Consider the following 23636-nt stretch of genomic DNA (forward strand, 5'->3'; position numbering starts at 1 on the left):
CGAAGGTATGATCTACTTTCATTATACAGATTATTTTTAATAAATACTGTCTTAAGTTCTACAAAAATAAGCCTCAGAACTTCTGAGCAATGTCATTAAGTTAAGACATTGACAAATCTGACAATATTTTTTGAGACATTTATCGAATTACTTTTCTCGGTAAATGTCTTTTTTTGATAGCACAAATAAGCCATCCTAGGATAGCCACTTTTTAATTAATCTAAGCTACCAAACGATAAGGAAAACTGATAACTAATTTTGCTTTTAAATTACGTTTATCTTTTCTTCCCGGTCGAATTGGAGTTATATAAGATGCCATATCAAGCACTAATTGTGCAAAGCTTATATCTGAATTATCGCTTATCATAAAGTATCGTCGCCAAATACAGCAGGCCATTTTAAAATCTATTTGATATTGATATTTGCTTTTAACATATGGCTTTGAGCTGGCGGCTACTGATAAGCTCACTGCATCATACATTGCAAAATGGGCGTATATCTCCATATAAACAAATTGATCTTTTTTAGAATGAAACTGGACGCCGCTTAAGTCATATTTAAGCTCCCTAAAAGAAGTTTCTATTCCCCAGCGAAGATGATAGATCTCTTTCATTCTAGCTAGTGGGTATTTGTCCCGGTCTAAATTGGTGATCAGAACTTCCCACTCATCGTCTGAACCTGGTGGATTAATTCTAAACTTACAAATTCGAAATTTAACATTGCATATATCTTCATGGTCCCAGCGTGAATCTTTGGTATTTTTTGAGCGTACAGCCTTGTAATGATGTTTTTTATGGAATACCAGGTGAAGAAACTTTTCCGTATCTTTGTGAGTTATATAGTAGCGATGCGATGCAGTTACTTTACAGGAAAGCTCACTATCATATTCATGGCCTGACAATGTGGTAATTTCTTTAATAGCGCCATTCCCAGCTTTTGTTCGAATAACATAGTGACAATGCTTTAGCCGATTACAGGTTTCAATCAAATTAAAACTACTATAGCCACGATCCATTAAAACTAAAAAATCTTTTTCTTGTTTATCTAGATTCTTTAACATTGTTAGTGCCGCTTCACGCTCATCCATTTTTTGTCTGGGCTGAATGACCATATCCAAATATAATTTATTCAAAACATCATAAAGAGCATTTACATGGATCTGACAATATTTTCTACCATCTTTGCCTTGAAAAATATTCTTTGATTTTGGATTAAAAGGCTGATCAAAATCGGAACCATCAATCGCTACAACTAAGTATTTGTCATCTAGTAATTGTGGTGCATTGTTTGCCTGACTAAGCTCAGCCATGATTTCTTTAAAACATTCGGGTTTTAATTTAGCCTTTTGTTGTTCGAAAGCCGAAGCGGTCATTCTGGAATTTATGTTAGGAAAAGCATGAAAAATTTCCGAGTTCAAACTGCCGGCTCCCATGTTTAGAATCAGCCTAATCAAATCAACGACATTGAGCTTACGACAACGGGTAAAGGCCTGATCTGAAACAGAGAAAGCATGAATATTAGTGGCGATTTTATTGATAATATTATCCATCAGTTTTAGAATATTTGAGTGAAGGGATTTCATAAGAGTCACAGCTTTCTATGAAAGACCGGATAATATGACGAAAGTGAGCAGAAGAGTAAATTAGACTCTGCTCACTTTTTATTTTACGTAGAAAAAGAACCGAATCAAAATGATTCGGTTCTTAAGGTCCCATCTTCGTCAATGTTTTAACTTAATGACATTGAACTTCTGAGACTTATTTTTTATTTAGAGAGATTTATTATTTTGGCTTAGTCTTCGTAGCTTGCTGCTACTTCTTCATAATGCTTTATTTCGTCATCACTACAACGAACAAAGTGCCCTGGACGAATTTCGTGCATGCTACGCTCTTTTCCGTCCATTTCTTCTTTTTGAGCATCGTATGGAATTCTTGTACGACTGCGTTCAACTTCTGGGTCAGGAATTGGCACAGCTGAAATCAAACTCTTAGTATAGTCATGAAGCGGACGATCATAAACGTCGTCAGCTGGCCCTACTTCAAGCAATTTACCGTAGTGCATAACACCAATACGGTCAGAAATAAACTTAACCATTGATAAGTCGTGAGCAATAAAGAGGTAAGTTAAACCACGCTTTTTTTGCAATTCAATCATCAAGTTAACAACTTGGGCCTGAATTGATACGTCCAAGGCTGAGATAGGTTCGTCAGCAACGATAAATTTAGGTTCAACGGCTAATGCACGTGCAATTCCGATTCTTTGACGCTGACCACCTGAGAATTCGTGTGGGAAACGGCTGGCGTGACTTTCGTTCAAACCAACAGTTTCAAGCAATTCTTCTACACGCTTGCTTCTTTCGGCCTTATCCTTAACCAAGTGGTGAATATCAAGCCCTTCAGCGATAATATCTTCAACTGTCATTCTTGGGTTAAGTGAAGCATATGGATCCTGGAAGATCATTTGTGCATCCCTAGTAAAAGCTAGCTTATCTGCACGAGACTTCAGATTTTCGACGTTCTTGCCTTCGAAAATAACCTCACCACTGGTTGGCTTGTACAATTGCAAAATTGAACGACCAGTAGTAGTCTTACCAGATCCAGATTCACCTACCAAACCAAAAGTTTCGCCTTCGTAAATATCAAAACTTACATCATCAACAGCTTTGGTGACATTACGGCCATTTTTAAAGTATTGTTTTAGATGTTTTACTTCCAAAATTTTCTTTTTTTCTGGCATAAAATTCTCCTTTGCTGCGATTATTTAACTCCTGGTAGTTTGTTCTCTTTTTTCATCAAATCATATTTCTTCCAGCGTCTTTGAATTTCTGCTGGTGGTTCAACCTTTGGTGCACCTGGTGCAAGCAGCCAAGTTGCGGCATAGTGGGAGTCGCTAACTTTGAAAAATGGTGGCTTGCGTTCAACGTCGATCTTCATGGCGTATTTGTTTCTTGGTGCAAAAGGATCACCCTTAGGTGGATCAAGCAAGTTAGGTGGCGTACCTGGGATTGATTCCAAAGTATCACTATTAAGCGTAGGCATTGAGTTGATCAAGCCCCAAGTGTATGGGTGTTGTGGATCGTAGAAAATTTCGTCTACGCCGCCAAATTCAAGGAATTCTCCTGCGTACATTACGGCTACACGATCAGCCATGCCGGCAACAACACCCAAGTCGTGTGTAATAAAGATAATTGAAGTCTTTACTCTCTTTTGCAAATCCTTCATCAAGTCCAAAATTTCAGCTTGCACAGTTACATCCAAAGCAGTTGTCGGTTCGTCCGCAAGTAAAATTTCGGGTTCACAGATAAGTGCAATCGCAATTACGATTCTTTGTCTCATACCACCTGAGAATTGGTGTGGGTATTCGTTGATTCTTTCTTCTGCGTTAGGAATACCAACGGCCTTCATCATTTCAAGTGCCTTAGCCCATGCTTCCTTCTTTGAAGCACCCTTGTGCTTGATCAAAGGTTCAGCGATTTGTTGACCAATCTTCATCGTAGGGTCAAGCGAAGTCATTGGGTCCTGGAAAATCATTGAGATTTCATTACCACGAATCTTTTGCATTTCCTTTTCAGGCAACTTCAAAAGGTCCTTACCGTGGAAGTCAATCTCGCCGCCTTCGATCTTGGCGTTACGAGCAAGCAGGCCGATGATACTACGAGTAGTAACAGACTTACCTGAACCTGACTCACCTACGATTGCTAACGTTTCACCCTTATTCAAGTGAAAGGACACATTGCGGATAGCTTTAACCTCACCAGCATAAGTGTGAAAATCAATTTTTAAATTTTTAACATCTAAAACTCTTTCTTCTGGCATTTAGGTTAATCCTTTCTATCTTTGTCCTCTAGGGTCAAAGGCATCACGTAAACCATCACCTAGTAAGTTGAAGGCAATCATCAAGATACACAAAACAATTGCTGGGTACCACATTTGGTATGGCAAGAATTGGAAGTTCTTTTGACCTTCGTTTAAAAGCACACCAAGTGAAGTTTGTGGAGCTGAAATACCGATACCGATGAAACTCAGGAAGGCTTCGAAGAAGATAGCACTTGGAATGGTGTACATCGTTTGAATAATGATGATACTTGAAAGGTTTGGCACCAAGTGCTTCCACGCAATCTTCCAAGATGATTCACCAAGTGAACGAGCTGCTAAAACATATTCTTCGTTCTTCAGACTCAGCGTCTCGGCTCTGACCTGCCGTGCCATTGTTGTCCAGCTAGAAATGGCAATGGCTAAAATAATTGAAGTAATACCTGGTTTCAAAACAACCAGCATTAAAACTACGATGATCAAGTTAGGTACGGAGGAGATGATTTCGATAATACGCTGCATCACGTTATCGACTCCCCCGCCTTTCCATCCGGACACTATTCCATATATAACCCCGATAGTTAAGTCAAAGAAGGCGGCTACTAAAGCAACGATCAATGAAATCTTAGTACCATAAATAATTCTTTGACCAAGTGAACGACCTAAGTAGTCAGTACCTGCAAGGAAATACTTGTCCTTTGGCACATTGTTTTGAGCATATGCGTCAACCCATTTGCCGTTTTGCTTAATCTTACCGTTCAAGCCGTTAACTGCGCTCATGCCAGGAACCTTGGCAGGCAAGTTAGCGTATTGCGGATGTGACTTAACCAAAGTTGCGTTATTGATGAATGGTGTTGAACCAAAGGAAATGACAATCATGACGATAACAATGATTGCTGAAATTACTGCTGCTTTTCTTTGCTTAAAACGAATCCATACGTTTTGAGCAAATGACAATGATGGACCAGCAATATTTTCGTTGTCTTGCGCCTCATCTTTTGGTAAAGGTTCAAAGGCATCTGCAGGAAGGTTTAATTTTTCTTCAGCCATATTGTCTCCTAAGCCTCACTTTCATCTAATCTGATTCTTGGATCAATCAATCCGTAAATGATATCAGTAATTAACAGAATTACTACTAATCCGATACAGTAGACCATCGTGATTCCCATGATTGTTGGGTAGTCGTTAGTTAAAATTGACTTAACGAATTGTTCACCGATGCCTGGGATGTTAAAGATGTTTTCAATAACCATTGAACCAGTCATCAAAGCTACTGCGTAAGGACCAATCAAAGTAACAAGTGGAATCATTGAGTTACGCATTGCGTGTTTTCTAATAACTTCCATTCGGCTTAAACCTTTAGCCTTACCTAACTCAATGTAGTCACTACTCAAAGTATCAACCATGCTCGTTCTAATGAACCGGGCCGTCTCGGCGAATGGCCCTACCGCTAAAGCAATCGTCGGCATAATTGTTTGGGAGAATTGCCCCCAACCGGCCAGTGGGAAAAGCCCCAGTTTCAAACCGATGTAGTATTGAAGTAGTACCGCTAAAACGAAGTTAGGTACTGACTTACCGATAATAGAAATTACAGTTGCAGTTGAGTCAACCCAGGTTCCCTGGTTTACAGCAGCGATCGCACCAACGATAACGCCAAGCACAACACCAAGAATCAAAGCTTGAAGACCAAGTTGCATTGAGGCACCCAAACGTGAGCCAATCAATGTTGCCACAGGTTGATTACTGTATTGGAAGGATGTACCGAAGTCTCCGTGAAGCATCCCGCCGATGTAAATCAAATATTGTTGCCATACTGGTTTATTCAAACCGTATTGTTCATCCATAATGTGTCGCTGCGTTAGCGTCATCTTCGCTTCGTTAGCGTAAGGTGAACCAGGCATTAACTTCATTAAGAAGAAAGTTACCGTGGCTACGATAAACAAAGTGAGGATCATATAAAAAATACGTTTCAATAGGTATCTAGCCATATTAATTTCTCCCTCATTTTCTTTTTGCTTTATTACTTAATTTTTAATGTTGTTTTAATTATACCAGATGGATTTTAAATTACTAGAGAAAAGTAAATTAAAATTAAAAAAATAAGAGAAAAGTATGTGCTTTTATCTTATTTTTAAGCTGTTGTTATTATTTTGATTGTTTGTACTTTATTTGTAGTTAGGTGCTTCCTTAGTCATTTGCACATCGTGTGGGTGTGATTCACGCAAACCAGCATTAGTGATTTGAACAAATTGGGCCTTTTCGATTAATTCTGAAATGTTAGCTGCACCGCAGTAGCCCATACCTGAGCGAAGACCACCATCGATTTGGAAGACAACGTCAGAAACGTCACCCTTGTATTCAACACGAGCTTCGACACCTTCTGGAACAAGCTTGTTGGCTTCGTTAACACCACCTTGGAAGTAACGGTCGCTTGAGCCGTGAGCTTGAGCCATGGCACCGACAGAACCCATACCACGGTAACGCTTGTACTTCTTGCCATTATCTTCAAAGATGTCGCCAGGTGCTTCAGTGGTACCACTAAGCATGCTACCAAGCATAACTGCGTTACCACCGGCAGCTAAAGCCTTAACTACATCACCTGAGTACTTGATACCACCATCGGCAATGATTGGCTTGTGGTACTCACGTGCAGCTGAAGCAGCATCATAAATAGCAGTAATTTGTGGTACACCAACACCGGCAACTATTCTAGTAGTACAAATTGAACCAGGTCCAATACCTACCTTAACTACGTCAACGCCAGCGTCGAACAATGCACGAGTGGCATCCCCAGTTGCCACATTACCGGCAATTAAAGTTTGCTTTGGAAAATGTTCACGGAATTCTTTAATCTTACGCAAAACACCTGCTGAGTGACCATGAGCAGTATCAATAACGATTGCATCGGCACCAGCTTCAAGAAATGCTTCTGCTCTTTCAAAAGTATCACTAGTTACACCAACAGCTGCGGCACAAAGCAATCTGTTTTGGTCGTCAACTGCAGCCTTAGTGGCATTGCTTGGTACGACTACGCTCTTAACATTAGCAACTTCACTTGCTTGGGCTTGAATTGACATATTCTTGTGCACTACGCCAAGTCCACCTTGGAGAGCCATCGCAATTGCCATTGCTCCTTCAGTGACAGTATCCATGCCGGCACTGATTAATGGAATATTCAATTTAATATTATCAGCCAGTTGTGTGCTCAAATCGACTTCGTTTGGCAAAACATGGCTTTCTGCTGGAATCAATAAAACATCATCAAAAGTTAAACCTTTTTTGGCAAATTTTGTATCCCAATTAGACATTATGCTATCCTTTTCTCATACAAATAAAAATTATTAGCTCTACTTTACTAGGAGATCAACCAATTTTCAAGGGTAAAAATAAAAGCAGGCTGAATTTTTTCAGTCTGCTTTTCACTTAAGAGAGGAGTTTATTGGTTATTAAAAAGATTAGTTTGCAATGTATGCTTCCTTAAAGTTGTAAGGAGCACCGGCACCGTTGTAGACAACGCCCTTGACGGTTGAACGAACCATCCAAGCTTCTTCTGGGTGGTACAAAGGAGTAACACCCTGAGTGCTGATAATTCTTTGTTCAGCCTTAACCAAGTCGTTCCAACGAGTGGTTTCACTAGGAGTTACCTTAGATTCTGCGACAAGCTTATCATAAGTAGAATCTGAGTACTTTTCCCAGTTTTGAGAGTTCTCAGAAGTGTTCAAGTCCAAGAATGAAATTGGGTCTGAGAAGTCGGCAGTCCAACCCATCAAGAAGACATCGTAGTCACCGCTTCCGGCGTGGTCTAAGGCAGTCTTCTTAGGAATGCTTTGAACTCTGACGTTGACACCCTTCAAAGCGGATTCGATTGAACTTTGCAAGAATTCGCCACCCTTCTTTGAAGCATCGTCATCGTAAGTCAAGATTGAGAAGCTTACGCTCTTCTTGCCCAACTCTTTTTGAGCCTTCTTCCAGTAGGCTTGAGCTTGTTTCTTGTTGTAGGTATTAAATTGCTTAGTAGCAGTACCTCTAACAAGGTTGGTGTAGTCTTTACCCTTCACTTCGGTCATGTTTTCTGGAGAAAGCGTGTCGGCAGGTTCTGCGGCCCCACCAACAGAGTTAGCCAATTCTTTTCTATTGATTGCTAAAGAAAGAGCCTTTCTGAAGTTTTCGTTGTTAAATAGCGCTTTCTTTTGGTTCATTTCAAGGTAAATCGTAGATGCAGTCTTTCTCAAAGTGTAGCCCTTTTGATTCTTCAATTCCTTTGAAGCTTGAGGACCAAGCAAAGCTGCATCAAGCTTGCCTGATTGGTACAAGTTGTAGTCGGTTGATGGCGTCTTTTGCACGCTGTAGTTAATCGTATTCAGCTTGACGTTCTTCTTGTCCCAGTAGTTTTTGTTCTTAACTAACTTCCAGGAAAGGTTTGAACCAGTCCAGCCCTTTTGCACAAATGGACCGTTGTAGACAGTTGTCTTGGATGAAGTACCGTAACTCTTGCCGTATTGTTCAACTGCCTTTTGGCTTTGTGGGAAGAACAACGGGAAGCCCATCAACAGCTTGAAGTATGGAATTCGCTTGTCCAAAGTTACGACCAATTTGTCATCGCCGACAGCTTTAACACCCAAAGTATTTGGCTTCTTTTTACCGGCTACGATGGCATCGGCGTTTTCAATGCCGGAGAACAAGTATGAATATTGTGAACCGGTACTTGGGGTAACGGTTCTACGCCAGGAGTAGACGAAATCTTTCGCAGTTACTGGATCGCCGTTTGACCACTTATCGTCTTTACGCAAAGTGAAGGTCCAAATTTTGCCATCTTTACTGGTTGTGGTCTTTGTTGCCAAGGCATTTTCAACTTTAGAGTTTTTGCCTAAACGATAAAGACCTTCCATCGTGTTGTTCAATTGGGTAAAACTAGTGGCATCAGTAACTTTTGAGACATCCATGCCTTCAATTTCAGTTTTATCCATCCAGTTTAAAGTCTTTTTACTGCCGCCGGCTGATGAGGAACTACTGTTGTTGCCACAGGCTGCAAGTGCAGCTCCGGCCAAAGTTACAACACCGGCTGCCATTAATTTTCGGAATTTACTCATTTTCTTACCCTCCGAATGTGCAAAAAAGAGTAGCCGTCTAAAGCTACTCTTTTTCTGTCAATGTACTATTGATTAGTTGCCTGATACGTAAGCTTCCTTGAAGTTGTAGTTCAAACCAGCACCGTTGTAAACGATGCCCTTGATGTCTGGACGTACAAGCCAAGCTTCAGTCTTGTAGTAAAGTGGTGCAATACCTTCTTCATTAAGCAAGATCTTTTCTGCCTTTTCAAGGTCGTTCCAACGCTTAGCAGTGCTTGCTGTAGTCTTAGAATCAGCAATCAACTTGTCGTATTGAGCGTTGCTCCACTTACCGTTGTTGTTAGCGTTCTTGCTAGTGAACAAGTCAACGAATGAAATTGGATCGGCGAAGTCAGCTGACCAACCTGATACTACGAGGTCGAAGTTACCGTTAGTTGAACGGTTCAAACGAGTCTTAAATGGTACGTTTGCGACAGATACCTTCATGCCCTTCAAGTTTTCTTCTAATTGACTTTGAAGAGTTTCAGTAGTCTTTTGACCTGCATCAGTATCGTCTGAAAGGATTGAGAATGAAACGTTCTTTACGCCTAATTCCTTCAAAGCCTTCTTGTAAAGCTTCTTAGCTTCAGTTGGGTTGTAAGAAGCACTTTCCTTATCGCCAACTACTGAAGCCCAATCCTTACCGTCGTGGTTAACGACACCCTTAGAAGTTAAACTATCGGCTGGAGTGTTTGAACCACCTAAAGCGTTAGACAAAGCTTTTCTGTTGATTGACATTGAAATAGCTTTACGCAAGTTTTCGTTCTTGAAGATCTTTCTTCTTTGGTTAAATTGAACGTAGAATGTTGCAGCTGTGTCACGCAATGTGTAGCCTGCATTGTGTTTCAAGTTCTTAGTTTGTTGTGCGTCCAAAACAGTTGCATCAAGCTTGTTTGATTGGTACAAGTTGTAAGCTGTTGAAGGAGTCTTTTGAACACTGTAGTTAATGGTGTTCAACTTAACATTCTTCTTGTCCCAGTAGTTCTTGTTCTTAACTAACTTCCATGAAAGGTTTGAACCTGTCCAGCCCTTTTGTACGAATGGACCGTTGAAAGCAGTGGTGCCTGATGAAGTACCGTACTTAGAACCGTTAGCTTCGACAACCTTTTGGTTTTGTGGGAAGAATAGTGGGAAGCCCATCAAAAGCTTAAAGTATGGAATACGCTTATCCAATGTAACAACTAACTTGTTATCACCAACGGCCTTGATACCTAAGCTGTTAACTGGGGCTTTACCAGCTGAAATTTGAGTGGCATTATGAATTCCCTCAAATAAGTAGGCATATTGTGAAGCAGTCTTTGGGTTGACAGTTCTACGCCAAGAATATACGAAGTCCTTAGCAGTTAACTTGTCACCGTTTGACCATTTTGAAGGACGTAAAGTAAAAGTCCAAGTCTTGCCGTCTTTAGAAACCTTGGTGCTAGTTGCCAAAGCATTTTCAACCTTGGAGTTCTTGCCTAAACGGTAAAGACCTTCTTCAACGTTACCCAATTGGTTAAAACTAGTAACGTCGGTAGCCTTTGAAATATCCATAGTTGGAATTTCGGCTGAATCCATCCAGTTGATGCTTTTCTTTGCAGAAGAGTTGCCTGATGAACTGCTGTTACTGTTGCTACCACACGCTGCTAGTGTGGCACCAGCGATAAGAACTGTTGCCCCTGCAGCAAATAATTTTGTAAACTTCATATTATTGCCCCTCTCATTTATGAGAAAATTAATAAAATCTCTTAAGTTGTTTATAAGTATATATTATCAATTTTTAATTTGCAAGTTTTTTTAATCTTTAGTAAATATTTAAGTAAAGAAATAAGCCTCGATGCTACAGCATCAAGGCTTATTAATTATTAAACTTTTTTCAGACATTCCACTCATCCATGAACTCTTGAACGAAATTACGCATGTAATCGGTCCGTCTTTCAGCCTCTTTTTTAGCGGCTGAGGTGTTCATTAAATCGGTTAAATGAAAAAGTTTCTCATCAAAGTGGTTAATCGTTGTCTCGACATGACCACGATATTGGTCATGACTCACTAACTTGACTGGCTTAATCTCAGGATCATAGATTTTGTTACCATGCTTACCACCATAGGTAAAAGCACGAGCGATGCCGATGGCACCGAGACTTTCCAAGCGGTCCGCATCTTGAACATACTTGCCTGACAGAGGCAAATTATAGTGATGTTCAATATTGGCAGAAAAGGACATGTGCTGGATCGTAAACAAGATGTCCCAGATTTCCAAATCATTAAAGCCCACTTTAGGCAATAATTCTTTAATCTCGGCAACGACCTTTTCTGGATCGGCACAAATCTTTTCATCAATCGTGTCGTGCAAGTAGCCGCCAGTTTTAATAATGGCCACTACCCGGCTATCCTCATGAGCATCAGGATGATCTTCCAGATACATCTTGCTAGCCAAGTTAGCTACACGTTGACCGTGATAAAAATCATGGCCGGTTTTTTCGTCTTTTAAATGATCCTTGGTAAATTGAATGACTTGATCGATGTCCATTATGCCATTGAGTCCCATGCTTCTACTGGGGTAGCTTCGCCTTCCCAGATCTTAACCAATTTTTCTGGTACGTATTGCTTCTTTACGACCACCTTGAAGAGGTATTCGTTGAACCAATCATCGTCCATGACGAAGTAGCCTTTTTCGCCGACTTTTGTGCCCCATGAGTTTTCGATCTTCCATTGACGAGGCTTGCCGTCAACAACATCGACACCAACCAAAGTCATAGCGTGAGTTGAACCAGATGCCCCAGTTTGCAGGCGCTCTTTTTTATTCAACTTAGTTTCAATGTTGAAAATGGCATCAGTTTGGTAAAGGCCTTTAGATAAAATACCCTTTTGACGGTCGCTGTCTTTATCAACATCACAACCGAACCAAATAGTTTCACCGGCTTCAAGTTGCTTAATTGCAGCTTCCTTCAAGTTATCGATTTCGGTGTTCAAGAATTGAACAGGAGTGCCACCTTCGACGTTGTCTTCAAATGGCAGTGCGTAAAGCTTGTCGAATTCATGATCTGGAGCGTTGAACAAAACAACATAGTCATCGAGATCATCAGTGAAGTAATTGTGGAAGAAATCAAGTGGAGTCAAATCACCATCAAAGTGATATTTGCCATCGTCATCCTTGAATTCAAGGTCAAACTTTTGGACAGGTTCACCGAAGGCGATCACAGCCATGCGGTAAACTTCGCTCAAGAATTCTTGACGCTTAGTTTCAATTTCAGCGAATTTCTTTTCTTGATAAAATTTACGCAAAACCAAACCATCTTCACGCAGCTTCATGTTCAAAGTACGGTTAAACATGGCGGTGTTGTTGGCAGAAAAGCTTTCGTCTTGAGCATAGGTTGGTACTAAGCCGTATTTTCTAATTAAGGAAACGGCCATGGCCCATTGACCACCATCGGTGTCGGGACCTTGCATGTAAGTGTGCACTGTTCTGTCATCAAGTGGACGATCAGCAGTATTCAAAATATTATCGAAGAAAATATTTGCACGTTCTACTCTGTCCCAGAAAAAGAGGTAATTTTGAGAGAAGGTAAAATTCTTCACATTGTACTTTTTAGCAAAGCCATGACGCAAAGTATTGAGTGCCGCAAACAACCAGCAACGACCTGATTGCTTTTGATCAGTGACGTTGTCAGTTGGAATTTCAATTGAAAAAGTGCGATTTAATTTTCTTACGCCTTCGTTGTTAAAACTAGCCTTTTGCACACCGTTATTAACAACAGCAAGTTCAGCCACGCGGTTTTGTGGCTGCGCTTCATAATCTTTTTGGAATTTGGCAATTTCTGCCATTGTCAGCTCGTGTTTCATATGAGATCCTTTCTCGTTAAAATCAATCACTACATTGTCATCATTTTAGCATTATTTTGCCCACGAAAAAAAGCCGCTTCCCAGGTTTGAACTGGGAACCTCCTCCTTACCACGGCGGTGCTCTACCTATTGAGCTAAAGCGGCGTCTCTATTGTAACAAAAAAGACAAAGACAATCATTTCGAATGTCTTTGTCTCTTTTTTCATTTTCCTAATCCAAGAGTTTGAAAATAAGAAATAGTTTGAGATTATTAAATTGTAAAGTAGCTAGATTGAGTTAAATTTAGTTCTTAACAACGTCCTTGCTGTTCAACCATTGACTCTTGTTGATCTTAACAATCTTCTCCTTCTTAACTGCCTTAGCGGTGTAAGTTGAACCCATGGTAACCTTAGCACCGGTCTTCTTAGCGTTTTGGTTGTAAACAGCAACTTTTTGATTATTAGTATCTTTTACAACTACGAAGATCTTGTCGCCTTTCTTAATTGAAGGGTCAGTTGGAACAACTTCTGCAGTTCCTAACTTAGGAGCAGTGAATAAAGTAGCTTGTGCAACACCACTGCCGACACCGACAATACTTAAACCAATTATCAAACTTGAAATAACTTTTAAAGTTTTTCTTGATTCTAGCATTTTAATAACCTCTTTCTATTTACTCGTTTTCTCTTTACACTTTTACTATAACACCTTTTATGAAAAATAAAACAACATAGTTGTTGTTTTCACAAGGTTTAATAATAAGGATATATCTTTAAATATTGCTTTATAACGCTATTTTTAAATCGTATACATGTATATTTTCTACGGAGCATTATTTATGTTTCTATTATCGTATAGGCATCATGTGAATTTGTGAGCAAATTTCACGAAAGCTTTTGGAAATAAATAAAATAACAGGCAGATTTTCAGTAAATTATTCCACTTTTTAGGCAAAATTAGACCAATTTCAGCATAAAAAATCTTTTTTAAATATCGTATAGCACTAAAAAAGACAAAAAAATAGAGGGTTTTAACACTCTATTTTCGATACTATATTTTGCTTTAAAAATATATTTTTAATTATTTGATAGTTACCAAAGTGTACTTTCTCTTACCCTTACGGATAATTACGTACTTCCCATCAAAGGCGCTTGATGGATCAACGTCGAAGTCTACGCTTTGTTCACGGTCACCGTTAACGTAAATAGCACCGTTCTTGATGTCTTCACGAGCTTGACGCTTTGAAGGTTCGATCTTGGTATCAACTAAGAAGTCAACCAAGTTCTTCTTTTCGCTACCTGCTTCAGCACTTGGAGCATTCTTCAAACCTTGTTCGATTTGAGGTACTGATAAGTTCTTGATGTCACCTGAGAACAAAGCGTCGGTGATCATTTGAGCTTCCTTCAAACCAGCTTCACCGTGAACGAACTTAGTAACTTCTTCAGCAAGTTTCTTTTGAGCAGCACGCTTCCAAGGTTCCTTTTCAGTCTTTTCAGCCAAATCTTCGATTTCTTCATGGCTAAGGAAAGTGAAGTACTTAAGGTACTTAACAACGTCACGGTCGTCTTGGTTAATCCAGAATTGGTAGAATTCGTAAGGACTAGTCTTTTCTGGGTCAAGCCAGACAGCACCACCAGCTGACTTACCAAACTTAGTACCGTCAGCCTTAAGCATCAATGGAATGGTCAAACCAAATGCTGGACGATCTGCACCTTCAAGCTTGTGGATCAAGTCGATACCAGCGGTGATGTTACCCCATTGGTCACTACCACCAATTTGTAATTGAACGCCATCTTCCTTGTTCAAGTGGTAAAAGTCGATGGCTTGCAAAATTTGGTAAGTGAATTCAGTGAATGAAATACCATTTTCAAGACGGCTAGCAACAACATCCTTGTTGATCATGTTGTTAACTTGGAAGTACTTACCGTAGTCACGCAAGAAGTCGATCAAATTAAGCTTGCCAAGCCATTCTGCGTTATCACGAATTTCGAAGTTTTCAGTACCAAACAACTTCTTCATTTGGTTAGTCAAACTTTCTTCGTTGTGCTTAACTTGGTCAGCAGTTTGAAGAACACGTTCAGTCTTACGACCTGATGGATCACCGATTGCACCAGTACCACCACCGATTAAGATTACTGGGTGGTAACCTGCCATTTGGAATCTCTTCAAGATCATGAATGGAATAAGGTGACCGATGTGAAGTGAGTCACCAGTTGGATCAGTACCACAGTAAAGGGCCAAATCATCGTGTTCAGCCAAGTACTTTTTTAAGCCTTCTTCGTCAGTTTGTTGGTTAATGGCGCCGCGCCACTTTAAGTCTTCTAAAATATCAAATTTTGCCATATTTTTCCTCCAATAAAAAACGCCCCTCGAGAATAAATCTCAAGGGACGACTAATTATCATCTTTAGCCGTGGTACCACCCACGTTCATGCCTATTCGGCATCTCTATTGGTTGATAAAGAAACCACCCTATCAGTATTTCGTCAAAATCGACCTGTCTAGCTCACACCAACCGCTAGTTCTCTGAACGCTGAATCGATTTGCTACTTATCGTTAAGTACGATCTTAACTAGAAAAACGGTTTTAGTCAACCGTTTAATTTAATTTTTAGGTGCATGGTAGGTAAATTCATATGGATCTGACCATTCACCTACTGGTGTTTTGTCTGCATCGATTTGACCACGATAAGTGTCACTATTTATGCCACGTACACGCACTAAATATGTTTGTCCATCAACTGGCTTAAAAGTCATGCCGTATGAAGGATTATGAAAAACTGGATCAGTTACTATTGTTGTGCTTGTACCTAATGCTTGACCTACAAGTCTTTCATTTTGGAATGGAATACCAATAGTGGCATTACCGTTAGTTGCCTTTTGGGTGAACATTAATTCATATTTCTTGGCATTATCCGCTTGAGCTACATTAACTCGTACAGCATCCTTTTCATCGGTAACTGATTCAATCTTAGATGCACTTGGGACAGTATCACTACCATCTTCAATCTTGAAATCAAAGTTATACCGACCACGTAGATTAGACAATCTTACTGTATAAGTACCTTGAGGCAAATTGTAAACAATTTTTTGGCGCTTGTCCTTAGTAAAGATGTTCAATGGATAGCCGTTACTATTAAGTTCCCAGCGCAAACTGTAATATTGGTAATGGCCTGGGTAGATTGGCAAAGCATTAACGTCAAAAGTTACTTTGGAAGGCTCATCCAATTTAAACGTATAAGCATCAGTTTCATCGTAGTTGTAGAAGCCTAGCATCCCCTTGATATGATCACCACTCTTGATTTCCATTGGATGATTTACATCATTGACGTTCTTCTTAGTCTCAACTACTGTTTCAAAATCTTTGCGAATCTTAGTTAAATTCGTAAAGTTAGAGTTAACGCTAGCCGTATTAGTTGGGGTTAAATAATAGTTACCCTTGCGCAAATAAAATACTTGGTTCTTGCTTGAACCATAGTTGGCAATTTTATTGCGTGAACTATTGGTCATCGTAAACTTAGCATTACCGTTAATTCGGACACGACCAGCTGCATTAATGTAAAAATGATATTTTTGGCCTTTTTGTAAAGTTTGTCGTTGGCCAATTACCATGTTTGGTTTGCTTGCAGCATTAACTGGAGTAGTCATAAAAGCTAAACCAGCAGCACTAGCAAGTGCCATTGCTAAAATTCTCTTCATTGTTTTCACCTTTTAATCTTTATACTCATATCTATTATTTTATCATTACATAAACAAAAAGGACTAAAGCAGTGCTCTAGTCCTTTTCTTATTTATTTTAATTGTTCATCTTGTAGAAGCCCTTAGCCTTCAAACCATAAGCTTGACCAGCGGTCATATCATATTGAACCATTTCGTAATCGTTCAATATAGCTTGTTGTTCTGAAGTCAACTTCTTAGGATCTACAAAGTGACCCTTTTGGTCAACCAATTGGAAGCCCTTGTCACCATTGAAGTTAATGGTAATTGCAGGAAGCTTCTCGTGAACTTCAGTCAAAAGCGCTTGGTAAGGAGTTACCTTAGTGTTTGTTTGTTCAAGCATCATAGCAGTGAAGTCACTAGTGTTGACGAAGTTAGTGTTGTGGGTCAACTTGTTCTTAGCACCATGTTCTCTTGCGTACTTGTTTGAGTAAATGAAGTAGCGAGTTGAGTGCATTTGAACTGGATACTTGCCAGTGTAGTTTTGTGACAAGATGCTTGGGTAGTGGTCACCGTAGAAGACAATAGTAATTGGCTTCTTGATCTTATCGATTTGACCAATAAACTTCTTAACTGCCTTGTCGGTGTATTGCGTACCCTTGATGTAAGTTGCCATTTGTTCACGAACGGCAGCAGTGTTGAAGAGTTCACCAGATACCTTGCCCATGTATTCGTTGTTTGGATACCAGTTGTTGTAAGGCATGTGGTTTTGAATTGAGATCAAGTTAATGAATTGACCACCCTTCATGCTGTTGATTTGTTTCAAACCGTTAGCATAAGCAGTGAAGTCAGAGTTGTAAGTACTCTTACCAAGTTTCTTTTGATCAATGATCTTGTATTTAGAACCAAGGTAAACGAACTTGTTAAACTTAAATCTCTTGTAGTCTTCTATTCTTGAGTAGTAAGTACCAATGAATGGATGAACAGCTGACTTGTAGTTGAAGTCCATACCAATGGTTGGGTAGAAGTCGTAGTTTGGTACGATTTGTACATATGGAGTCAAGGTTGACTTGAACATACCCATGTTGAATCCGGTCAAAGTTTCCCATTCCATGTTGGCAGTACCACCACCGTAACCGGCACTAAGCATGCTACCGTATGTGGCACGTTTCTTCATTGATTGGATAAACTTAACTGGGTTTGGAGTTTTTGGATCAATCTTAATTGTTGGGAAAGTATATGGATCAACAAAACTTTCACTCAAGTTGTAGACAATAGTTTGATCCTTTAAAGTATTCTTTCTTGTCTTGTTAATTTTATCAGCAAGTTTGCTGTACTTTTGGTCCAAATGCTTGATTGTAGATTCTGAATAGTTGGCTGGCTTGTTCATAATTTGCAAGTCGAAGTAGTTCAAGAAGTTCAATAATGGACCGTTAATTTGAATATCACGTTCAGGGTTTCTGAATGATTGCTTGTTGTCAAAACCACGGTTGATGTGGTAGATCATACCGCCATCGTGGTTAAAGCGCATTGGTGTCATGAATAAGAGCAAGCTGAGTAATGCCCAAATACCACGACGTTTCCATGAACCCTTTTTCTTAATTGGAAACTTGATTTCAAGGAAGACACATAATGCAATGATAATGACCAATGCAACGGCAACCATAATGACTGTCTTTTGACCAACCATTGGAAGCAAGGTCTTCCAGTTTACGATTTCGTCAATTTCGGTTGGGTAAATTGGTTCACCACGAAGGTTCAATTTAATCTTGTTGGCAATAGCCCAACCAATAGTAATTACGCTGACTAAAACTGTTGAAGTCCAGTAACGCGTAGTAATGAAGTAGAAGATCGCAAACATTGCATCGAGGAAGATAGCCGTCAAAATGATGGCGAAGAATCTAGTCCCGAGCAAGAAGATAACTGCGTTGATGTCTGTAGCAGTAGTAATTTGAATACGTAAATTGTCTGATTCGATCAAGAATGAGACGAAACTCAAGATGTAGAACCAACCCCAAGTAAGAAGTCTTACTCTGTTTTCTACAACCCAAGCAGTAAACTTGCCCCAGAGATCTTCGACAATTTGCGCCAGATTATCATGTTTATTAAAGAATGTAATTGCATTTTTGACCGGCTTAAATTTGAACAGATATCGTTCATACAGATAGTCCAAAATAAAGGCCGCAATCGTCATGATGATAATCATCAAGAACTTGTTAAATCCGGCGCTGTTAGTGAAGCGGAATGATCTTACAAAGCCGCCGATAATTGGGGCATCCATAAAGATTACAACCGGAATAAAGAAGCGCATTTCCTTAGCAGAGAAACTAACGATTACTTTTCTAAAAATCAAAAATGCGGCAAGAACCATTAAGAATAGAAATGGTGATGTAACGTTGCTTAAGAATCTTGGATTCCAAGAATAAACACCACTACGACCAGATAAACGTTGGTACCAGTAAACACCGTTAAATCCGGGAACACCGATGAACATTACAAAGAATGATACGATGCCGGCACCAATCGTCCAGCCAAATACCTTCTTAGGGATTTTGACATTAGCTAAAAACATACCCCATGCGAAGTACAAGATTAGGTAAACACCATAGATGGAGTAGTTGAAAATCATTGTACCAGCGTTAGTGGCAAATCCTACCAAAGTCAATGCACTAAGCAAAAGCAAGTTTTGCTTAGTAGTAATGCGATGTTGCAGTTCATAGATGTATGGCTGAGCCAACATACTGAAGATTAATCCAGCAAGTAGTACTGATGTACTAGTTAGTACTGGGAAAAATACGCCCCACAACTTCCACATATTAAAGCTGCCTGGTCGCTTCATAAAGTTGACCAAATACAGCAACACTAGTGTGACAACTGCCATAATCCAGAATCTGAAAGCCTCAGTTGGATGGACCTTCTTCTTGCTGTAGACAGCCCCAAAGACCATTGGCACAAGCACCATCGTGCTGCAGTCTAGCAGTCCAGGGATGTATCTCATTAAAGTGCTGAGTGGAAGTCTACCAAACAGGCTACTCCATGAGAACATTTGCACTAGCATGAAAAATGCTGCCACAATTATACAGATAATTTGGACAACACCTAGTGATTTTTTTTTCTTAATCTCACTCATTTTCTTAGTCTATGTCCTTACTAAAAAATTCTTTTTTGCCATTACTTACTCTTGATCCCCAGCTTCTTCTTGATCGAGTATAAAATATCGACCTTCTTGCCGTGTCCGGTAAAGAAATCTACAATATCCTTCCAAAACTTGAAGACCATGATTAAAGTAATCACCATGAAGATAATTCCTGCCTCTTGGTTTTGCAGAAATTCATAAACACTGAATAAAAGCATAAACACTAAAGGCGGAATCGTCAAATTTTGCATGATTGCTGTCAGCACGAGGGCCACCAGCAATGTCGCAAAACCAGCCTTCCAATCATAGAACACTGTGATCTGAGCTGCAACCGCAACTCCCTTGCCGCCTTGGAAATGATTCCAGAATGGGAAGCAATGTCCTAAAATCAAGCCTAGTCCGGCAAAAGCAATATTAATGTGACCTGGAAAAGCAAAGTAAACAATAAATAAGGCAATTAAGCTTTTAAGCAAATCACCGAGACATGTTAAGATGCCCCATTTTTTACCAAAAACAGCACCCATATTGGCTGTTCCAGGATTATGTGAACCATATTGAGTAGGATTTATTTTCAAAAAGATTTTTCCGACAACCATCGCAGTCAGAAAATTACCAAAGAGATAACCGATCAGCGTCGCATAAATAGGCGTCATCAATTATCATCATCTCCCGTGTAGTCATAAATATGGTAGTCTTGCGTCTTACCGCTCTTGAAACTAAAGCCATGAGCAATATTGCGCTTATTTTGGTAAGTTTCGTTATTGCTGATGGTTTCTTTTTCAAGACCTAGTTCTGTGCGAACCTTATTAGAAATTCGTTGCAATTCACTGGTTGGCTGTACTTGATATGCGGCATCGTCGATCATCGCATTATAGCCGTGCAAGTAGTCACTAGTAGACGTCTTGGCACAGCCACGATAATTCGTCGCGATCTGTTGCAAAGCGCTGAATGGCAAGTTAGTCCGCACGTTACTTGAAACTGACGTTAAGATTGAATCCAAGTTTGAAAGCGAGCTGACAGAGATAGCCTTTTTAATCAAAGTCGTAATAACTTGACGCTGTCTTTCTTGTCTGCCGTAGTCGCCTCGTGGATCATCGTAACGCATTCTTGAATAGGCCAGTGCACCAGCACCACCCATGTGCGTTAACTTACCCTTCTTAAAGATATAACCGCCATATTCAAAACTGAGCGTTGGCCGAATGTTAATACCACCAACATAACGGATCATCTTCATGATTCCGCCCATGTTAACCACGGCATAATACTTAATCGGCACATTAATCAATTTCGAAACGCTGTCCATTGACATCTTGGCACCGCCGAATTCATACGCGGCATTGATCTTTTCAGTTTGGAAAGAATCGGCACCAATCATCTGTGCCATCGTATCACGCGGAATAGAAATCAGCGTGTAGCGCTTCTTTGCAGGGTTAACTACAGCTAAAATCATGGTATCGGTTCTACCCCGCTTCTCCGTTCTATCCAAGGCGCCGGTATCCGTACCCATCAGTAAAACGGCAAAATGTTTCTTTCCATTAAATTCACCTGTAGTTTTCACTGCAGTATGGGGATCATAGGTCTTATCAACTGCATTCTTCGTTTTAAAGTAAACAGAAGTAAAGTACGCAATTGCTGCGCCAACTGCAGCTAGCACAACTAAACCAACAATCCGCGGCCAAATGTGGTATTTTCGATATTTATGATTTTGCACTCGCGTGCTTTTCGGATGATATTGTCTTTTTTTCTCCATAAGTCATACCTATATGTAAATTCACATTGAGTGTATTATAACAAAAAAGGCAAATCATCGCTGACCTGCTTCCTATATCTTATTAAAATCGTTACTTATTTTTACTTCAAAGTCAAGTTTAAAGCAAAAGTCTTGCTACTTTCTGCTTCAAGCTTGATCTCATCAATAAATGCGGTAACATGATCTTCTTCTACATTTAATTTAAAATCAGTTGAAGCAACATCAATTTCATGTTTTCCATTATTTAAACTAATTTTGTTAATCCCCTCTTCAGTAGGCCAATTATTTGGTAGAACAAAACCTAATGAAAATGGCATTTCTTTATGCGAAGAGTTCTTTAGAAAAAAGGTTATCTCGACTTGATTGCCCTCTAAGGCATATGTAGTCATCACTTCAAAGTGATACGGGAATTTCTTATAGCTTTCCGGTGTATCAATTAAAGTCAAACTCACTCGAGTATCGCCTTTATCAACGACAGTCCAAGGCATTTTGCTGGCCCAGTCATTATCATGATTGATCACTGGAAAAGCAATTGCCGTACCCTCTTTAGTCCCTTCTTCGCCGAGATAATCATAATTATCAGTTACTGATATTAAGTGGGCCACCATGGCCCCATTCTCATCGACAGAGACTTGAAAGAGAGAATCATCAATTGTTTGCATATTTTTCTCCCAACTTTAATTCCAAAGACAAAAATAGCACTTGAAAGGGGTCACTGTCAATTTTTAGTCAGCTACTGCCACTTTAATGGAAGCGGTTAGCCCTTCTACCATATCACTTAAATTCATGGATGGACGACGACCATTTTTCGCTTGGCTAGGCAAAAATGGAATGTGAATGAAGCCGGCTTTTAGGTTAGGAAATTCGCGTGCGCGCATGTATTGCACCTCGTAGAAAAGGTGGTTGCAGACGTACGTGCCAGCGGAATTTGAAACTTCGGCAGGGATGCCTATTTTTCTCATGGCAGTGACCATCTTTTTAATTGGCAATTGGGTGAAGTAACCGTCGGCACCATCTGCTTCAATTTTGCCTTCTTTTGGACCCTTGCCTGAATTATCGGGAGTTGAGCCCGCTTGAAAATTAATGGCAATTCTTTCAGGTGTAATGGCAGCTCGGCCACCTGCTTGGCCGACGTTGATGACCATGTCTGGTTGATATTTTGTTATTGCTTCTTTAACTACCTTGGCGCTTTGATAAAAAATCGTCGGTACTTCTAGTTTAATGATTTGATTGCCGTCGATTTCATCTGGCAGCTTCTTTACGGCTTCGATAGCCGGATTAATTTTTTCACCGCCAAAAGGATCGAATCCAGTTACTAAGATTTTCATAATTTTTGCCTCTTTCTTAGAAAAAAATGGCAGTTTTTCTTTGTTTATAATATAATATACTTGTTTCAAAAAATATGAAATAGAATAATATATTAAAATTTTTGGAGCAAGTTGATGAAAATGGGCATCCCTTCCGGGGATGTCTTTTTTTACCCTAAAAAATAAAAGAACTCCGAAAATTCGAAGTCCTTTTTGTGTGAATAACCACTATTTAATTAGTCGTCCAACTTTTCCTTGTTAACAACATCAAGGTTTTCGTCGAATGTGTAAACAACTGGTTCACCAGTCTTCATTTCGAGGTTCATGATGTCGTCGTCAGAAATGTTTTCGATGTACTTAGTCAAAGCACGAAGTGAGTTACCGTGAGCTGCGATAATTACATTCTTGCCGTCAAGTAAGTCTGGAGCAATGTGATCTTCCCAGAATGGCATTACACGGTCAAGACATACGTGTAAGTTTTCTGCCTTAGGCACGATGTGTGGGTCCAAGTTTGCGTAACGACGGTCGTGAGCTTGGCTGTACTTGTTGTCGTCATCAATAGCTGGTGGCAAAACATCGTATGAACGACGCCAAATGTGAACTTGTTCATCGCCGTACTTTTCAGCAGTCTTCTTCTTGTTCAAACCTTGAAGAGCACCGTAGTGACGTTCGTTAAGTCTCCAGGTCTTAGTTTCTGGAATCCAAAGTTGGCCACTTTCTTCAAGTGCGTAGTGCAAAGTCTTGATAGCACGAGTTAATAATGAAGTGTAAGCTTGGTCAAATTCAAGACCGTGTTCCTTGATTAAACGACCAGCCTTCTTAGCTTCTTCAACACCTTTTTCTGAAAGGTTAACGTCAACCCAACCAGTAAATTGGTTTGAAAGGTTCCATTCACTTTGACCGTGACGGATTAAAACTAATTTTGACATGAAATATCTCCTTTTAAATTCAATGTTTCACCCATATTTTACACATTTCGCAGTTTTTTTCATAGAGATATGACAAAAAAACATTAATTTTTAGACATTGTTTCAAATATTTACCCTTTTGTGCTAACTTAGAACAGAAAA

At 39.7% G+C, this 23636-nt stretch carries 19 protein-coding genes and 1 tRNA gene; all 20 read right to left on the bottom strand.

The window, feature by feature from the left end; all coding sequences use genetic code 11:
* Positions 1–220 precede the first annotated feature (220 nt).
* Positions 221–1582, bottom strand: a complete 1362-nt coding sequence (locus LA20531_RS04830; protein ID WP_099202214.1) for an IS4 family transposase — start codon at positions 1580–1582, stop codon at positions 221–223.
* A gap of 209 nt (positions 1583–1791) precedes the next feature.
* Positions 1792–2736 carry an ABC transporter ATP-binding protein gene (locus tag LA20531_RS04835; RefSeq protein WP_013641429.1) on the bottom strand — a complete coding sequence of 315 codons (945 nt, stop codon included), beginning with the start codon at positions 2734–2736 and terminating at the stop codon, positions 1792–1794.
* 20 nt (positions 2737–2756) lie between these two features.
* Positions 2757–3815 (bottom strand): ABC transporter ATP-binding protein, encoded by a 1059-nt coding sequence (locus tag LA20531_RS04840; RefSeq protein WP_056939652.1) that lies wholly within the window; start codon positions 3813–3815, stop codon positions 2757–2759.
* 15 nt (positions 3816–3830) lie between these two features.
* Positions 3831–4862 (bottom strand): ABC transporter permease, encoded by a 1032-nt coding sequence (locus tag LA20531_RS04845; protein WP_056939651.1) that lies wholly within the window; start codon positions 4860–4862, stop codon positions 3831–3833.
* A gap of 8 nt (positions 4863–4870) precedes the next feature.
* A complete protein-coding gene (opp3b, locus tag LA20531_RS04850) occupies positions 4871–5800 on the bottom strand; it encodes an oligopeptide ABC transporter permease (RefSeq protein ID WP_056939650.1) in 930 nt (309 codons plus the stop codon).
* 177 nt (positions 5801–5977) lie between these two features.
* Positions 5978–7120, bottom strand: coding sequence for an IMP dehydrogenase (gene guaB / locus LA20531_RS04855; RefSeq protein ID WP_056939649.1), 1143 nt, complete (start codon positions 7118–7120; stop codon positions 5978–5980).
* 147 nt (positions 7121–7267) lie between these two features.
* Positions 7268–8902 (bottom strand): peptide ABC transporter substrate-binding protein, encoded by a 1635-nt coding sequence (locus LA20531_RS04860; protein ID WP_056939648.1) that lies wholly within the window; start codon positions 8900–8902, stop codon positions 7268–7270.
* A gap of 72 nt (positions 8903–8974) precedes the next feature.
* Positions 8975–10606: a peptide ABC transporter substrate-binding protein gene (locus LA20531_RS04865; RefSeq protein WP_056939647.1), complete on the bottom strand. Its 1632-nt coding sequence runs from the start codon at positions 10604–10606 to the stop codon at positions 8975–8977.
* A gap of 169 nt (positions 10607–10775) precedes the next feature.
* Entirely contained in the window at positions 10776–11429 is a 654-nt protein-coding gene (locus LA20531_RS04870; RefSeq protein ID WP_056939646.1) for an HD domain-containing protein, read from the bottom strand.
* Positions 11429–12742: a C1 family peptidase gene (locus tag LA20531_RS04875; protein WP_056939645.1), complete on the bottom strand. Its 1314-nt coding sequence runs from the start codon at positions 12740–12742 to the stop codon at positions 11429–11431. The genes LA20531_RS04870 and LA20531_RS04875 overlap by 1 nt, the downstream gene beginning before the upstream one ends.
* Positions 12743–12813: 71 nt before the next feature.
* Positions 12814–12886, bottom strand: a tRNA-Thr gene (locus LA20531_RS04880).
* A 138-nt stretch (positions 12887–13024) separates the two neighbouring features.
* Positions 13025–13372: a hypothetical protein gene (locus LA20531_RS04885; protein WP_056939644.1), complete on the bottom strand. Its 348-nt coding sequence runs from the start codon at positions 13370–13372 to the stop codon at positions 13025–13027.
* Positions 13373–13798: 426 nt separating this feature from the next.
* Positions 13799–15061 carry a tyrosine--tRNA ligase gene (tyrS, locus tag LA20531_RS04890; protein ID WP_013437047.1) on the bottom strand — a complete coding sequence of 421 codons (1263 nt, stop codon included), beginning with the start codon at positions 15059–15061 and terminating at the stop codon, positions 13799–13801.
* Between the two features lie 259 nt (positions 15062–15320).
* Positions 15321–16415: a hypothetical protein gene (locus LA20531_RS04895; protein WP_056939643.1), complete on the bottom strand. Its 1095-nt coding sequence runs from the start codon at positions 16413–16415 to the stop codon at positions 15321–15323.
* A gap of 97 nt (positions 16416–16512) precedes the next feature.
* Positions 16513–19503: an LTA synthase family protein gene (locus tag LA20531_RS04900; protein WP_056939642.1), complete on the bottom strand. Its 2991-nt coding sequence runs from the start codon at positions 19501–19503 to the stop codon at positions 16513–16515.
* Positions 19504–19544: 41 nt separating this feature from the next.
* Entirely contained in the window at positions 19545–20162 is a 618-nt protein-coding gene (locus tag LA20531_RS04905; RefSeq protein WP_052542736.1) for a glycerol-3-phosphate acyltransferase, read from the bottom strand.
* The gene (locus LA20531_RS04910; RefSeq protein ID WP_056939641.1) at positions 20162–21259 is read right to left on the bottom strand and encodes an LCP family glycopolymer transferase; all 1098 of its coding nucleotides are present in this window, start codon (positions 21257–21259) and stop codon (positions 20162–20164) included. Before LA20531_RS04910 ends, LA20531_RS04905 begins: the two co-directional genes overlap by 1 nt.
* A 101-nt stretch (positions 21260–21360) precedes the next feature.
* A complete protein-coding gene (locus LA20531_RS04915; RefSeq protein WP_056939640.1) occupies positions 21361–21921 on the bottom strand; it encodes an aldose epimerase family protein in 561 nt (186 codons plus the stop codon).
* Between the two features lie 63 nt (positions 21922–21984).
* Entirely contained in the window at positions 21985–22587 is a 603-nt protein-coding gene (gene pcp, locus LA20531_RS04920) for a pyroglutamyl-peptidase I (protein WP_056939639.1), read from the bottom strand.
* 215 nt (positions 22588–22802) lie between these two features.
* The gene (locus LA20531_RS04925; protein WP_013437040.1) at positions 22803–23495 is read right to left on the bottom strand and encodes a 2,3-diphosphoglycerate-dependent phosphoglycerate mutase; all 693 of its coding nucleotides are present in this window, start codon (positions 23493–23495) and stop codon (positions 22803–22805) included.
* Between the last annotated feature and the right edge of the window lie 141 nt (positions 23496–23636).

The sequence above is a fragment of the Lactobacillus amylovorus DSM 20531 genome, from assembly GCF_002706375.1.
In the GTDB taxonomy this organism is placed as follows: domain Bacteria; phylum Bacillota; class Bacilli; order Lactobacillales; family Lactobacillaceae; genus Lactobacillus; species Lactobacillus amylovorus.

What these genes read in the sequence shown, in the direction of transcription:
- LA20531_RS04830 (WP_099202214.1), bottom strand. Translation starts at nt 1,582, where the DNA reads ATGAAATCCCTTCACTCAAATATTCTAAAACTGATGGATAATATTATC.
- LA20531_RS04885 (WP_056939644.1), bottom strand. Translation starts at nt 13,372, where the DNA reads ATGCTAGAATCAAGAAAAACTTTAAAAGTTATTTCAAGTTTGATAATT.
- LA20531_RS04875 (WP_056939645.1), bottom strand. Translation starts at nt 12,742, where the DNA reads ATGAAACACGAGCTGACAATGGCAGAAATTGCCAAATTCCAAAAAGAT.
- LA20531_RS04870 (WP_056939646.1), bottom strand. Translation starts at nt 11,429, where the DNA reads ATGGACATCGATCAAGTCATTCAATTTACCAAGGATCATTTAAAAGAC.
- opp3b (WP_056939650.1), bottom strand. Translation starts at nt 5,800, where the DNA reads ATGGCTAGATACCTATTGAAACGTATTTTTTATATGATCCTCACTTTG.
- LA20531_RS04845 (WP_056939651.1), bottom strand. Translation starts at nt 4,862, where the DNA reads ATGGCTGAAGAAAAATTAAACCTTCCTGCAGATGCCTTTGAACCTTTA.
- LA20531_RS04925 (WP_013437040.1), bottom strand. Translation starts at nt 23,495, where the DNA reads ATGTCAAAATTAGTTTTAATCCGTCACGGTCAAAGTGAATGGAACCTT.
- LA20531_RS04900 (WP_056939642.1), bottom strand. Translation starts at nt 19,503, where the DNA reads ATGAGTGAGATTAAGAAAAAAAAATCACTAGGTGTTGTCCAAATTATC.
- LA20531_RS04905 (WP_052542736.1), bottom strand. Translation starts at nt 20,162, where the DNA reads ATGACGCCTATTTATGCGACGCTGATCGGTTATCTCTTTGGTAATTTT.
- LA20531_RS04915 (WP_056939640.1), bottom strand. Translation starts at nt 21,921, where the DNA reads ATGCAAACAATTGATGATTCTCTCTTTCAAGTCTCTGTCGATGAGAAT.
- pcp (WP_056939639.1), bottom strand. Translation starts at nt 22,587, where the DNA reads ATGAAAATCTTAGTAACTGGATTCGATCCTTTTGGCGGTGAAAAAATT.
- LA20531_RS04860 (WP_056939648.1), bottom strand. Translation starts at nt 8,902, where the DNA reads ATGAGTAAATTCCGAAAATTAATGGCAGCCGGTGTTGTAACTTTGGCC.
- guaB (WP_056939649.1), bottom strand. Translation starts at nt 7,120, where the DNA reads ATGTCTAATTGGGATACAAAATTTGCCAAAAAAGGTTTAACTTTTGAT.
- tyrS (WP_013437047.1), bottom strand. Translation starts at nt 15,061, where the DNA reads ATGGCAAAATTTGATATTTTAGAAGACTTAAAGTGGCGCGGCGCCATT.
- LA20531_RS04895 (WP_056939643.1), bottom strand. Translation starts at nt 16,415, where the DNA reads ATGAAGAGAATTTTAGCAATGGCACTTGCTAGTGCTGCTGGTTTAGCT.
- LA20531_RS04865 (WP_056939647.1), bottom strand. Translation starts at nt 10,606, where the DNA reads ATGAAGTTTACAAAATTATTTGCTGCAGGGGCAACAGTTCTTATCGCT.
- LA20531_RS04835 (WP_013641429.1), bottom strand. Translation starts at nt 2,736, where the DNA reads ATGCCAGAAAAAAAGAAAATTTTGGAAGTAAAACATCTAAAACAATAC.
- LA20531_RS04910 (WP_056939641.1), bottom strand. Translation starts at nt 21,259, where the DNA reads ATGGAGAAAAAAAGACAATATCATCCGAAAAGCACGCGAGTGCAAAAT.
- LA20531_RS04840 (WP_056939652.1), bottom strand. Translation starts at nt 3,815, where the DNA reads ATGCCAGAAGAAAGAGTTTTAGATGTTAAAAATTTAAAAATTGATTTT.